Annotated in this window: 11 protein-coding genes; 5 read left to right on the top strand and 6 right to left on the bottom strand. The window is 61.3% G+C overall.

Features of this window, described 5'->3' with window-relative positions:
- Positions 1-66: 66 nt before the first annotated feature.
- Both TU82_RS24805 and algW read right to left on the bottom strand, forming a co-directional pair.
- Positions 67-2,163: a TonB-dependent siderophore receptor gene (locus TU82_RS24805; protein WP_057725863.1), complete on the bottom strand. Its 2,097-nt coding sequence runs from the start codon at positions 2,161-2,163 to the stop codon at positions 67-69.
- 111 nt (positions 2,164-2,274) lie between these two features.
- Positions 2,275-3,435 carry a Do family serine endopeptidase AlgW gene (gene algW / locus TU82_RS24800; RefSeq protein WP_057725862.1) on the bottom strand — a complete coding sequence of 387 codons (1,161 nt, stop codon included), beginning with the start codon at positions 3,433-3,435 and terminating at the stop codon, positions 2,275-2,277.
- Between the two features lie 101 nt (positions 3,436-3,536).
- Here algW and TU82_RS24795 point away from each other — a divergent pair, with 101 nt between their 5' ends.
- The 3 genes from TU82_RS24795 (at position 3,537) to cysN (ending at position 7,378) form a co-directional block, all read left to right on the top strand.
- Positions 3,537-4,295: a Nif3-like dinuclear metal center hexameric protein gene (locus tag TU82_RS24795; RefSeq protein ID WP_057725861.1), complete on the top strand. Its 759-nt coding sequence runs from the start codon at positions 3,537-3,539 to the stop codon at positions 4,293-4,295.
- A 257-nt stretch (positions 4,296-4,552) separates the two neighbouring features.
- Complete coding sequence (gene cysD / locus TU82_RS24790; RefSeq protein WP_057725860.1) at positions 4,553-5,470, top strand: sulfate adenylyltransferase subunit CysD; 918 nt, start codon at positions 4,553-4,555, stop codon at positions 5,468-5,470.
- A gap of 9 nt (positions 5,471-5,479) precedes the next feature.
- Positions 5,480-7,378 (top strand): sulfate adenylyltransferase subunit CysN, encoded by a 1,899-nt coding sequence (cysN, locus tag TU82_RS24785; protein ID WP_057725859.1) that lies wholly within the window; start codon positions 5,480-5,482, stop codon positions 7,376-7,378.
- A 114-nt stretch (positions 7,379-7,492) separates the two neighbouring features.
- Here cysN and TU82_RS24780 read toward each other — a convergent pair whose 3' ends face one another.
- From TU82_RS24780 to TU82_RS24770, 3 genes are all read right to left on the bottom strand, one after another.
- A complete protein-coding gene (locus tag TU82_RS24780) occupies positions 7,493-8,392 on the bottom strand; it encodes a 1-acylglycerol-3-phosphate O-acyltransferase, YihG family (RefSeq protein WP_057725858.1) in 900 nt (299 codons plus the stop codon).
- Positions 8,393-10,492, bottom strand: coding sequence for a phosphate acetyltransferase (gene pta / locus TU82_RS24775; protein ID WP_057725857.1), 2,100 nt, complete (start codon positions 10,490-10,492; stop codon positions 8,393-8,395). It abuts the gene before it with no gap.
- A 79-nt stretch (positions 10,493-10,571) separates the two neighbouring features.
- Positions 10,572-10,862 (bottom strand): DUF3565 domain-containing protein, encoded by a 291-nt coding sequence (locus TU82_RS24770; RefSeq protein ID WP_122561932.1) that lies wholly within the window; start codon positions 10,860-10,862, stop codon positions 10,572-10,574.
- On the opposite strand from TU82_RS24770, the gene TU82_RS24765 reads away from it, so the two are divergent.
- A complete protein-coding gene (locus tag TU82_RS24765; protein WP_003171645.1) occupies positions 10,861-11,346 on the top strand; it encodes an FKBP-type peptidyl-prolyl cis-trans isomerase in 486 nt (161 codons plus the stop codon). The genes TU82_RS24770 and TU82_RS24765 overlap by 2 nt on opposite strands.
- Positions 11,347-11,632: 286 nt before the next feature.
- Here TU82_RS24765 and rpsT read toward each other — a convergent pair whose 3' ends face one another.
- Entirely contained in the window at positions 11,633-11,911 is a 279-nt protein-coding gene (gene rpsT / locus TU82_RS24760) for a 30S ribosomal protein S20 (RefSeq protein WP_003171647.1), read from the bottom strand.
- 253 nt (positions 11,912-12,164) lie between these two features.
- Here rpsT and murJ point away from each other — a divergent pair, with 253 nt between their 5' ends.
- A complete protein-coding gene (gene murJ, locus TU82_RS24755) occupies positions 12,165-13,703 on the top strand; it encodes a murein biosynthesis integral membrane protein MurJ (RefSeq protein ID WP_057725855.1) in 1,539 nt (512 codons plus the stop codon).
- The last annotated feature ends 4 nt before the right edge of the window (positions 13,704-13,707 follow it).

Genomic DNA, 13,707 nt, shown 5'->3' with positions numbered 1-13,707 from the left:
CAAGCCATGCTGTGATCCAAATGTGGGAGGGGGCAAGCCCCCTCCCACATTTTGTGCGGTGCCCGTTTATAGATTGAGGGTAAGGCTGACTGTGAAGTTGCGCGGCTCGCCCGGGTTGACCCAATAGCTGCTGTAGGACCGCTCGTAGTACTGCTCATTGAACAGATTGTTGAGGTTCAGCCCCACGGTGACATGCTCCGTCGCCTTGTAATGCGCCAGCAGATCGACGGTGTGGTAAGCGGGCAGTTCAAAACCTGTCCCCGCCTCACCGGAGCGATCACCCACATAGGTAAACGCCGCCCCCAGGTCCGAACCGCGCAATGCACCGTCCTGGAATTCATACACCCCCAACAGACTGCCGCTGCGCTTGGCGACGCCGAGGATGCGGCTGCCGGCCGGAATGGTTTTATCGCCCTTGGTCACTTCGGCGTCGATGTAGGCCAAAGCGCCGATCACGCGGATGGCGTCGGTGACCTGCCCGGTCAGTTGCAGGTCCAGGCCCTGGCTGCGCGCCTTGCCCATGGCGCGATTGGTGTTGGTTGCCGGGTCCAGGGTCAGCACATTTTCCTTTTCGATGTGGAAGGCGGCGAGGGTGGCGCTGAGGCGGTCGTCAAACAGCTCGCTCTTGACCCCGACTTCGTACCCCACACCTTCTTCCGGCTTGAAGGTCTTGCCACCGGCATCCAGGCCGCTGTTGGGCTTGAACGAGGTGGAGGCGTTGGCGAATACCCCGACCTGCGGCGTGAGTTGATAGAGCAGGCCGGCGCGCTGGGTGAGGGCGTCGTGGGTTTGCCGGCTGTTGAGGTGGTTGCGGGTGAAGTCGTCGGTGCTCTGGTCAAAATGCTCGAAGCGCGCGCCCACCATGCCGCGCAGGCGGTCTGTGAAGACGATCTGGTCCTGCAGGTTCAGCGCATGGCTTTTGGTCTGCTCGAAGAAATCGGTGCCGGAGCGCGTGCCATTGGGTTTTGGCTGGCCGTAGATCGGGTTGTAGAGATCAATGGGGTAGTTGCTGCCGCCGATGGCGGTCACACGTTCCTTCTTGCGGTAGTCCTCGTACTCGGTGCCGACCAGCAGTTCATGCTGCCAGCTGCCAATATCGAACAGCCCGCGCAGTTCCAGCTGGGTGATGCTGTCGTGCCAGCCGGTTGAGCGTTCGCGGTAGCGGCGGTTGACGGTGTGGCCATCGGCGTTCAGCGCGCGGCTTTCCGAAGCGTCGCCCCACAGGCTGCCTTGCTTGTAGTGACTGGCCAGGCGCAGCTTCCAGGCATCGTTGAGATGATGTTCCAGTGCGGCCTGGATACGGTTGTTGTGGTTGCGGATAGTGCCGTCGTCGGGCTCGCCGAGGAAGGTGGAGTGGGACATGCCTGTGTTGGCGACAATGCCGCGGTCGAAGGTGGAGTTGTGGCGCACGAATTCGCTTTCCACCAGCACAGTGGTGTCCGGGTCCAGTTGCCAACTGAAGGACGGCGCGACGAACACTCGCTTGGCGTCCACGTGATCGCGGAAACTGTGGTTGTCCTCAACCGCCAGGTTCACCCGCGACAGCACGCGGCCCTCAGTGTCCAGTGGGGTATTCACATCCAGCGCGGTACGGTAGCGATCCCAGCTGCCGGCGCTGGTTTGCAGCGTGGTGAAGGCCTCGGGCTGGGGTTTCTTGCTGACGATGTTCACCGTGCCACCTGGATCGCCACGCCCGTACAGGCTGGCGGCCGGCCCTTTGAGCACTTCGATGCGTTCGATGTTCGCCGCGTCCGGCGTGCTCGGGTAGCCGCGGTTGGCGCTGAAACCGTCCTGGTAGAACTCGGAGGTGGTGAAGCCGCGCACGCTGTATTCGTAAAGGGTCAGGCCGCCGAAATTGTTTTGCTTGGAGACGCCGCCGGCAAATTCCAGGGCGCGCTCCACGCTGGTGCTGCCCAGGTCCTTGAGCACCGTGGCGGGAATCACGCTGATCGACTGCGGGATATCGCGCAGGGCGGTGTCGGTTTTGGTGGCGCTGGCGGAGCGGGTGGCGCGGTAACCCTGCACCGGGCCGGTCGCCGACTCATAGGCGTCGGTGGTGACGCTGATGGTGTCCAGCTCCAGGGTGTTTTCTTCGGCGTAGGCAGGGTCGAGCAGCAAACCCAAGGCCAGGCCAGCCAAGGGGGCAAACTTTCGAGACGGCATGATAGAGCGTTCCAATGTCGATATTGAAACAATATAACATGTCTAATGAGAAGAATTGCTATGTAATATAACGTTACAAGTGCCCGCGAGCGGGCACTTCGTCGATGCCGCTTATTCCTCTTCCTTCACAGGCGCCGTGGCCGGCGGCGGGCGCAGGCCGATTTCCGCCGACAGCTTGATTTCCTTGCCGTTGCGCATTACCTGGATCGCCACCTTGTCGGTCGGCTTGATCCGCGCCACCTGGTTCATCGACTTTCGGCCATCACCAGCCGGTGCGCCGTCGATGCTGAGGATCACATCGCCCAGTTGCAGGCCGGCTTTCTGCGCCGGGCCGTCGCGGAAAATCCCCGCGACCACGATGCCCGGGCGCCCGGTCAGGCCGAACGACTCGGCCAGTTCTTTGGTCAAGGGCTGCACTTCAATGCCAAGCCAGCCGCGAATCACCTGGCCGTGTTCAATGATCGACTTCATCACCTCCATCGCCAGCTTCACCGGGATCGCAAACCCGATGCCCTGGGAACCGCCGGACTTGGAGAAAATCGCCGTGTTGATGCCTGTCAGGTTGCCATTGGCATCCACCAGCGCGCCGCCGGAGTTGCCGGGGTTGATCGCCGCGTCGGTCTGGATGAAATCTTCGTAGCTGTTAAGGCCCAGTTGGTTGCGCCCGGTGGCGCTGATGATGCCCATGGTTACCGTCTGGCCGACGCCGAACGGGTTGCCGATGGCCAGCGCCACGTCGCCGACGCGCAGGCCGTCGGAGCGGCCTAGGGTGATCGACGGCAAGTCCTTCAGGTCGATCTTCAGCACCGCAAGATCGGTTTCCGGATCGCTGCCGACGACGCGGGCCAGGGTCTCGCGGCCGTCACGCAGGGCCACCACGATCTGGTCGGCGCCGGTGGTCACGTGATTATTGGTGAGAATGTAGCCCTCGGGACTCATGATCACCCCGGAACCGAGGCTCGATTCCATGCGGCGCTGCTTGGGCCCGTTGTCACCGAAATAGCGGCGGAACTGCGGGTCTTCGAACAGGGGATGCGCCGGCTTGTTGATGACCTTGGTGGTGTACAGGTTGACCACGGCGGGGGCGGCGATGACCACGGCGTCCGCATAGGTCACCGGGCCTTGCACCACGGTGCTGGTCTGCGGCGCCTGTTGCAGGTTCACATCCAGGCTGGGCAGGCCGACCCACTGGGGATAACGCTGAATGATCAGCATCGCGATCAGCACGCCAGCCAGCAATGGCCATCCAAAAAAACGCAGTGCCTTGAGCATCAAGTAAGTCCTGACAGGTTGCAGGGGGCGCGGGAGCGCCCATAATGTCGCGCATTATACGAGGCTGTGACGCCTGCGAACCGGATATTTAGGAGTCTTTTATGGCCGTCCCCCTTACCACCCTCGTCGAGGAAGCGGACCGCTACCTTGGCAGCCTGAAAATCGCCGATTACTGCCCCAACGGCCTGCAAGTCGAGGGTCGGCCCCAGGTGATGCGCATCGTCAGTGGCGTCACCGCCAGCCAGGCCCTGCTGGACGCCGCCGTCGAAGCCCAGGCCGACCTGATCCTGGTGCACCACGGGTATTTCTGGAAGGGCGAAAACCCCTGCATCACCGGCATGAAACAGCGTCGCCTCAAGACGTTGCTCAAGCACGACATCAGCCTGCTCGCCTACCACCTGCCCCTGGACCTGCACCCCGATGTCGGCAATAACGTGCAGCTGGCCAGGCAACTGGACATCACCGTCGAAGGCCCGCTGGACCCCGGCGACCCCAAAGTCGTCGGCCTGGTCGGTTCCCTCGCCGAGCCGCTGTCACCGCGTGACTTTGCCCGTCGCGTACAGGACGTGATGGGCCGTGAGCCGCTGCTGATCGAAGGCAGCGCGATGATCCGCCGCGTGGGCTGGTGCACCGGGGGCGGCCAGGGCTACATCGACCACGCGATTGCCGCAGGCGTCGACCTGTTCATCAGCGGCGAAGCGTCCGAGCAGACCTTCCACAGCGCCCGCGAAAACGACATCAGCTTCATCGCCGCCGGCCATCACGCCACCGAGCGCTATGGCGTGCAGGCGCTGGGTGATTACCTGGCGCGACGCTTTGCCCTGGAGCACCTGTTCATCGATTGCCCAAACCCGATCTAAACCTGTCGCAGGGCAAAATGTGGGAGGGGGCTTGCCCCCGATTGCGGTGTGTCAATCAGTACATATGTCACTGATCCACCGCTATCGGGGGCAAGCCCCCTCCCACAGTTGTCCGCATTCCGGGCCAAACTCAGGAGTATATTCATATACCGTTTCGATCTAGTTGGCGCCCTGAATAGAAGCAGTTGCTGTGCTAGCATGCCCCGCTCGAACACGGCCCGCTGGCCGTCCACACGATCGTTTTTCCGTGAGTAGCCATGGTCGACAAACTGACGCATCTGAAACAGCTGGAGGCGGAAAGCATCCACATCATCCGCGAGGTCGCCGCCGAGTTCGACAACCCGGTGATGCTCTACTCGATCGGTAAAGACTCCGCCGTGATGCTGCACCTGGCACGCAAGGCCTTCTTCCCGGGCAAGCTGCCGTTCCCGGTGATGCACGTCGACACTCGCTGGAAATTCCAGGAGATGTACGCGTTCCGCGACAAAATGGTCGAAGAGCTGGGCCTGGACTTGATCACGCACATCAACCCCGATGGCGTGGCGCAGAACATCAACCCCTTCACCCACGGCAGCGCCAAGCACACCGACATCATGAAGACCGAGGGCCTCAAGCAGGCCCTGGACAAGCATGGTTTCGACGCAGCTTTCGGCGGCGCCCGTCGCGATGAAGAGAAATCCCGCGCCAAAGAGCGCGTGTACTCGTTCCGCGACAGCAAGCACCGCTGGGACCCGAAGAACCAGCGCCCTGAGTTGTGGAACGTCTACAACGGCAACGTCAACAAGGGCGAGTCGATCCGTGTGTTCCCGCTGTCCAACTGGACCGAGCTGGACATCTGGCAGTACATCTACCTGGAAGGCATCCCGATCGTGCCGCTGTACTTCGCCGCCGAACGCGAGGTGATCGAGAAGAACGGCACGCTGATCATGATCGACGACGAGCGCATCCTCGAGCACCTGTCCGACGAGGACAAAGCCCGTATCGTCAAAAAGAAAGTCCGTTTCCGTACCCTTGGCTGCTACCCGTTGACGGGCGCGGTGGAGTCCGAAGCCGAAACGCTGACGGACATCATTCAGGAAATGCTCCTGACGCGAACTTCCGAGCGCCAGGGCCGTGTCATCGATCACGATGGCGCAGGCTCGATGGAAGACAAAAAACGTCAGGGTTATTTCTAAGGGGTTGTCATGTCGCACGTATCTGATTTGATCAGCGAGGACATCCTCGCCTACCTGGGCCAGCATGAGCGCAAAGAGATGTTGCGCTTCCTGACCTGCGGCAATGTCGACGACGGCAAGAGCACCCTGATCGGGCGCCTGCTGCACGACTCCAAGATGATCTACGAAGATCACCTGGAAGCCATCACCCGCGATTCGAAGAAATCCGGCACCACCGGCGATGACATCGACCTGGCGCTGCTGGTCGACGGCCTGCAGGCCGAGCGCGAGCAGGGCATCACCATCGATGTTGCCTACCGCTACTTCTCCACCGCCAAACGCAAATTCATCATTGCCGACACCCCAGGCCATGAGCAGTACACCCGCAACATGGCCACCGGTGCCTCCACCTGTGACCTGGCGATCATCCTGATCGACGCCCGCTACGGTGTGCAGACCCAGACCCGTCGCCACAGCTTCATCGCCTCGCTGCTGGGCATCAAGCACATCGTGGTGGCCGTCAACAAGATGGACATCAATGGCTTTGACCAGAGCGTGTTCGAGTCGATCAAGGCCGATTACCTGAAGTTCGCCGACGGCATCGCGTTCAAGCCAAGCACACTGGCGTTCGTGCCGATGTCGGCGCTCAAGGGCGATAACGTGGTGAACAAGAGCGAGCGTTCGCCCTGGTACACCGGCCAGTCGCTGATGGAGATCCTCGAAACCGTCGAGATCGCCAACGACCGCAACTACACCGACCTGCGTTTCCCGGTGCAGTACGTCAACCGGCCGAACCTGAACTTCCGGGGTTTTGCCGGCACCCTGGCCAGCGGTATCGTGCACAAGGGCGACGAAGTGGTGGTGCTGCCGTCGGGCAAAAGCAGCCGCGTGAAATCCATCGTCACCTTCGAGGGCGAGCTGGAACATGCGGGGCCAGGTCAAGCGGTGACGCTGACCATGGAAGACGAGATCGACATCTCCCGTGGCGACCTGCTGGTACACGCCGACAACGTGCCGCAAGTGACCGACGCCTTCGACGCCATGCTGGTGTGGATGGCCGAAGAGCCGATGCTGCCGGGCAAGAAATACGACATCAAGCGCGCCACCAGCTACGTGCCGGGTTCCATCACCAGCATCGTGCACCGTGTGGACGTGAACACCCTGGCCGAAGGCCCGGCCAGCTCGCTGCAGTTGAACGAGATTGGCCGGGTCAAGGTCAGCCTTGACGCCGCCATCGCCCTGGATGGTTACGACAGCAACCGCACCACCGGCGCCTTTATCGTCATCGACCGTTTGACCAACGGCACCGTCGCGGCAGGCATGATCATCGCGCCGCCGGTGAACCATGGCAGCGCAGCACAGCACGGCAGGTTGGCCCATGTGGCCACCGAAGAGCGCGCCCTGCGCTTCGGCCAGCAGCCGGCCACCGTGTTGTTCAGTGGCCTGTCCGGCGCCGGCAAGAGCACTCTGGCCTACGCGGTCGAACGCAAGTTGTTCGACATGGGCCGTGCGGTGTTCGTGCTCGATGGCCAGAACCTGCGTCACGACCTGAACAAAGGTCTGCCGCAGGACCGCGCCGGGCGTACCGAAAACTGGCGGCGTGCCGCTCACGTGGCGCGCCAGTTCAACGAAGCCGGCCTGCTGACCCTGGCCGCGTTTGTCGCGCCAGATGCCGAGGGCCGCGAACAGGCCAAGGCGCTGATTGGCAGCGATCGCCTGCTGACGGTGTACGTGCAAGCGTCGCCATTGGTGTGCGCCGAGCGTGATCCGCAAGGGCTGTACGCCGCCGGTGGGGATAATATCCCTGGCGAATCCTTCCCGTACGACGTGCCGTTGAATGCCGATCTGGTGATCGACACCCAGGCCCTGTCGCTGGAAGACAGCGTCAAACAGGTGCTGGAACTGTTGCGCCAGCGCGGCGCGATCTAAACCGGTACTCGGTCAAAATGTGGGAGGGGGCTTGCCCCCGATGGCGGTGTGTCAGTCAGGATATCTGTCACTGATCCACCGCTATCGGGGGCAAGCCCCCTCCCACATTTTTGATCAGTTGCGGTCTGGGTAATCGGTGTGCAGCTTGTCCAGCAAGGCATCCTTGTCTTCCCACAGCTGGTTGATCCAGCCCTGGAACGCCAACCGATATTCTCCATCCTGCTCATAATTCCTGCCAATGAACTCGGCCGGGATCCGCACTTCTTCAAAGTGCACCACAACGTCCTTCACATTCCCGCACAGCAAATCCCAATACCCCGGACGGCCTTCTGGGTAATGGATGGTCACATTCACCAGTGACTTCAATTGCTCACCCATGGCATCCAGCACAAACGCGATGCCGCCGGCCTTGGGCTTGAGCAGGTAGCGAAACGGTGATTTCTGTTGCGCATGCTTGCCCGGGGTAAATCGCGTGCCCTCGGCAAAGTTGAAGATTCCCACCGGGTTGTCGCGAAACTTCGCACAGGTCTTGCGGGTGGTTTCGAGGTCCTTGCCTTTCTTTTCCGGGTGTTTTTCCAGGTAGGCCTTGCTGTAGCGCTTCATGAACGGGAAGCCCAGGGCCCACCACGCCAGGCCAATCACCGGCACCCAGATCAGTTCCTGCTTGAGGAAGAACTTCAGCGGGCGAATCCGCCGATTGAGCACGTATTGCAGCACCATGATGTCGACCCAGCTCTGGTGATTGCTGGTCACCAGATACGAATGCTGATAGTCCAGGCCATCAAGGCCGCTCAGGTGCCAGCGTGTGCGCCGCATCAGGTTCATCCAGCCCTTGTTGTTGGTGACCCAGGCTTCGTGCGTGTGATTCATCAGCCATTCGCTGAAGCGCTTGGCGAACGGCAGCGCCTTGAACAGCGCGACGATAAACAGGAACGAACACAGCAGGATCGTGTTCAGTGCCAGCAGCAGGGACGCGAGCACCCCGCGTACGGCGGCAGGGAGAAAATCCAGCATTTAGATATCCATAGGTCGGTTGGCGGCTTGGATCGCGGTCAGGGCGATGGTGTACACGATGTCGTCCACCTGGGCGCCGCGTGGCAGGTCGTTGACCGGTTTGCGCAGGCCCTGGAGCATCGGTCCCAGGCTTACGCAATCGGCGCTGCGCTGCACCGCTTTGTAGGTGGTGTTGCCGGTGTTCAGGTCAGGGAACACGAAGACCGTGGCCTTGCCGGCGACCTGGCTGTTAGGCGCCAGTTGCCGGGCCACGCTTTCGTTGGCGGCGGCGTCGTATTGCAGCGGGCCGTCGATCAGCAGCGAGCTTTGCTGTTCGTGGGCGAGCAGGGTGGCTTCGCGGACTTTTTCCACTTCCTCGCCACTGGCCGAATCGCCGCTGGAATAGCTGATCATCGCCACACGCGGGACGATGCCGAACGCGGCCGCCGAGTCGGCGCTCTGCAGGGCAATTTCCGCCAGCTCCGCAGCGCTGGGGTGCGGGTTCATCACGCAGTCGCCGTACACCAGCACCTGCTCGGGAAACAGCATGAAGAACACTGACGACACCAGGGTGCAGCCCGGCGCCGTCTTGATCAGCTGCAGGGCAGGGCGGATGGTATTGGCGGTGGAGTGGATAACGCCGGAGACCAGGCCGTCCACTTCATCCAGGGCGAGCATCATGGTGGCGATCACCACGGTGTCTTCCAACTGCTGTTCGGCCATCGGTGCGTTCAGGCTCTTGCTCTTGCGCAGTGCCACCATCGGCTCGACGTAGCGCTGGCGAATCAGGTCCGGGTCGAGAATCTCCAGGCCATCGGGCAATTCGATGCCCTGGGCGCGAGCGACGGCTTCCACGTCCGCCGGCTTGGCCAGCAGCACGCAACGGGCGATACCGCGCGCCTGGCAGATCGCAGCGGCCTGCACGGTCAGCGGCTCGCTGCCTTCGGGCAACACGATGCGCTTGTTGGCGGCCTGGGCGCGCTGGATCAACTGGTAGCGGAATACCGCCGGTGAAAGGCGCATCTCCCGTGGCGTGCCGCAGCGCTGGTGCAGCCAGCGCGCATCGAGGTGGCTGGCGACGAAGTCGGTGATGATCTCCGCGCGCTCGCGGTCATCGATGGGGATTTCCTTGTTGAGGCTGTTGAGCTGGTTGGCGGTGTCGTAGGAACCGGTGCTCACCGACAGCACCGGCAACCCGGCCTGGAACGCACCGCGGCACAACTCCATGATGCGCGGGTCGGGCAGGGTATCGCTGGTCAGCAGCAGGCCGGCCAGCGGTACGCCGTTGATCGCGGCAAGGCTCACGGCGAGGATGATGTCGTCGCGATCGCCGGGCGTCACCACCAGCACGCCGGGCTTGAGCAGCTCTACGGTGTTGCGCATGGTGCGCGCGCAGATAATGATCTTGGTCATGCGCCGGGTTTCATAATCGCCGGCGTTGAGGATCTGCGCACCCATCAGGTCGGCTACGTCGCGGGTGCGCGGCGCGTTGAGTTCGGGCTGGTAGGGAATGCAGCCGAGCAGGCGGAAATCACCGCTGCGCAGCAGGGGCGAGTGCTCCTTGAGGCGCGCCGAGAAGGCCTCCATGCTTTCGTCGGTGCGCACCTTGTTGAGGATCACGCCGAGTACTTTCGGGTCTTTCGGACCACCGAACAGTTGAGCCTGCAGTTCCACACGGCCGGACAGTTCGGTGAGCACTTCGTTTTCCGGGGCCGAGACCAGGATCACTTCAGCATCCAGGCTCTTGGCCAGGTGCAGGTTGACCCGGGCCGCATAACTGGCGCTGCGGGTCGGCACCATGCCTTCGACGATCAGCACGTCCTTGCCCACGGCGGCCTGCTGGTACAGCGTAATGATTTCTTCGAGCAACTCATCCAGCTGGCCGTCGCCGAGCATGCGCTCGACATGAGCCAGGCCCAGGGGTTGAGGCGGTTTCAGGCCGTGGGTGCGCGCCACCAGTTCGGTCGAGCGCTCCGGGCCGGTATCGCCCGGGTGTGGCTGGGCAATCGGTTTGAAGAAGCCGACTTTCAGCCCGGCTCGTTCCAGGGTACGCACCAGCCCGAGGCTGATGGAGGTCAGGCCCACACCAAAATCGGTGGGCGCGATAAAAAAAGTCTGCATGCGAATTCTCTGGAGGTGCATGGCTGGGGTGGCGCTCTATGCTTGAGTGCCTACCGCGAATCAGGCGCCAAGGTTATCGTTATTCGTGCTGTTGCGCACACCAGCCGCACGCAAAGGGTTGGCCTATTTTTTCAAGGCGTTGCGCGGGGTCGAGCACCCAGGCACGCGACTGCCATGGCGGCTGGTGGCGCAGATGCTGGGTGTGGCCGCAGGACAGCTCGGCGACCCAATGCAGGTCGTCGTCCTGGTGGAATCCGGTGATCGTCGAGACCGTTGGTCGGCCCCGTCCGTCCGGGTTCTGTTCGCTTTCGGACAAATCCTTGTTTAGACTTGTCCGTTCTTCATTCTTATGCAAAAGGTCTCGCCCCATGACGATCGCCGCTAACAAGGCTGTCTCCATCGACTATACCCTGACCAACGACGCTGGTGAGGTCATCGACAGCTCAGCCGGCGGCGCGCCGCTGGTCTACCTGCAAGGCGCGGGTAACATCATCCCAGGCCTGGAAAAGGCGCTGGAAGGCAAGGCAGTTGGTGATGAACTGACTGTTGCCGTAGAACCTGAAGATGCCTATGGCGAATACTCCGCCGAACTGGTCAGCACCTTGAGCCGCAGCATGTTCGAAGGCGTTGACGAACTGGAAGTCGGCATGCAGTTCCACGCTTCCGCGCCGGACGGTCAGATGCAGATCGTGACCATCCGCGATTTGGACGGCGACGACGTGACCGTCGACGGCAACCACCCGCTGGCGGGTCAGCGCCTGAACTTCCAGGTGAAGATCGTTGCCATCCGCGACGCTTCCCAGGAAGAGGTGGCTCACGGCCACGTCCACGGTGAAGGCGGTCACCACCATTGATTGTGGTTTGATCAATCGGTAGCAAAAACGCCCCGACTGGTTCGGGGCGTTTTTTTTGTGCTTGAAAATATCTACCTGACACTCATGGGGTCAATGTGGGAGGGGGCTTGCCCCTGATAGCGGTGTGTCAGTCAACGTATTTCTTACTGAGCCACCGCCATCGGGGGCAAGCCCCCTCCCACATTTTGATCTGTGTACTTCAGAAAACAAAAATGCCCCGGACCTTTCGGTACGGGGCATTTCTTAACTGTTACGCAACCTGCGGTCACGTTGCAGTTGTTACCACTTAGGCTGCAGCAGCAACGTTCAGCGCCTTGATGTGGCCATTCAGGCGGCTCTTATGACGAGCGGCCTTGTTCTTGTGGATGATGCCTTTATCGGCCATACGGTCGATAACTGGCACGGCCAGAACGTAAGCAGCTTGAGCTTTTTCAGCGTCTTTGGTGTCGATGGCTTTAACTACATTCTTGATGTAGGTACGAACCATGGAACGCAGGCTGGCGTTGTGGCTGCGACGCTTCTCAGCCTGTTTTGCACGTTTTTTGGCGGAAGGTGTGTTGGCCACCGTCGAGCTCCTCGAAAGACTTTTTAGGAAATAGCAAACAAAATAGGCCGCGAATCATGCCGATGACTTGACGGGTTGTCAAGGGCGGCTGATGCGAACTGCTGAGTGGTCGATCTGAAGAGGCGGGTGATTTATTTCCGGCGCTTGACCTGTAAACTCGCGAGCTTTGGCTCTGTGCTGTTGCAGGCGCGCAGTATCGCATAAGTGGGCGCTTTGTTCGCCTGCTCTTTATCCATAGGCGCAAACTCTTTCAATGAATCTGCTCAAATCGTTGGCTGCCGTCAGCTCTATCACGATGATCTCCCGGGTTTTGGGGTTTGTGCGTGACACCCTGCTGGCGCGCATTTTTGGCGCCAGTATGGCCACGGATGCCTTCTTTATTGCCTTTAAATTGCCCAACCTGCTGCGGAGGATCTTCGCCGAAGGCGCATTTTCCCAAGCCTTCGTGCCGATCCTGGCCGAATACAAGACCCAGCAGGGCGAGGAGGCGACCCGCACCTTTATCGCCTATGTCTCGGGCCTGTTGACGCTGGTGTTGATGCTGGTGACTATTCTCGGCATGCTCGCCGCCCCCTGGGTGATCTGGGCCACGGCGCCAGGCTTTGCCAATACCCCGGAAAAGTTTGCGCTGACCACTGATCTGCTGCGCGTGACCTTTCCTTATATATTGCTGATTTCTCTGTCATCGCTTGCCGGGGCGATTCTCAATACCTGGAACCGCTTCTCGGTGCCGGCCTTCGTGCCGACCCTGCTGAACGTCAGTATGATCATCTTCGCGCTGTTCCTTACGCCGTACTTCGATCCGCCGGTAATGGCCCTGGGGTGGGCCGTACTGGCCGGTGGCCTGGCGCAATTGCTCTACCAACTGCCGCACCTGAAAAAGATCGGCATGCTCGTGTTGCCGCGCCTGAACCTCAAGGACACCGGCGTGTGGCGCGTGATGCGCAATATGTTGCCGGCGATCCTCGGTGTGTCGGTCAGTCAGATTTCCCTGATCATCAATACGGCCTTCGCTTCGCTGCTGGTGTCCGGTTCGGTGTCGTGGATGTACTACGCCGATCGCCTGATGGAGTTGCCATCCGGTGTGCTCGGGGTGGCCCTGGGCACGATTCTGCTGCCGACGCTGGCGCGCACCTATGCGAGCAAGGACCGCCAGGAATATTCGCGCATTCTCGACTGGGGCCTGCGCCTGTGTTTCCTGCTGGTGTTGCCATGCTCCCTGGCCCTGGGAATCCTGGCTGAGCCCTTGACGGTCTCGCTGTTTCAATACGGGCAATTCGACGCGCACGACGCCCTGATGACCCAGCATGCGCTGGTGGCGTACTCCGTGGGCTTGCTTGGCATTATTGTGATCAAGGTGCTGGCGCCGGGCTTCTACGCCCAGCAAAACATCCGCACACCGGTAAAGATCGCGATTTTCACGTTGATCGTCACGCAACTGCTCAACCTGGTGTTTATCGGCCCGTTGGCCCATGCCGGCCTGGCGCTGGCGATCAGTGCCGGTGCCTGTATCAACGCCGGCCTGCTGTTCTATCAACTGCGCAAGCAGCAGATGTACCAACCGCAGCCCGGCTGGGGCGCGTTCACCCTCAAGTTGCTGGTGGCGGTTGCCGCGATGTCCGCCGTGTTGCTTGGCCTGATGCACGTCATGCCGGCCTGGGACCAGGGTCACATGCTGGAGCGCTTCATGCGTTTGGGCGTATTGGTAGTGGCAGGCGTGGTGGTGTACTTCGGGATGTTGCTGCTTCAGGGCTTCCGTCTGCGCGATTTCAATCGCAAGTCGCTGGGGTAGGGAG

This window comes from Pseudomonas orientalis (assembly GCF_001439815.1).
Taxonomy (GTDB): domain Bacteria; phylum Pseudomonadota; class Gammaproteobacteria; order Pseudomonadales; family Pseudomonadaceae; genus Aquipseudomonas; species Aquipseudomonas orientalis.
This window is presented reverse-complemented; position numbering and strand designations above follow the sequence as displayed.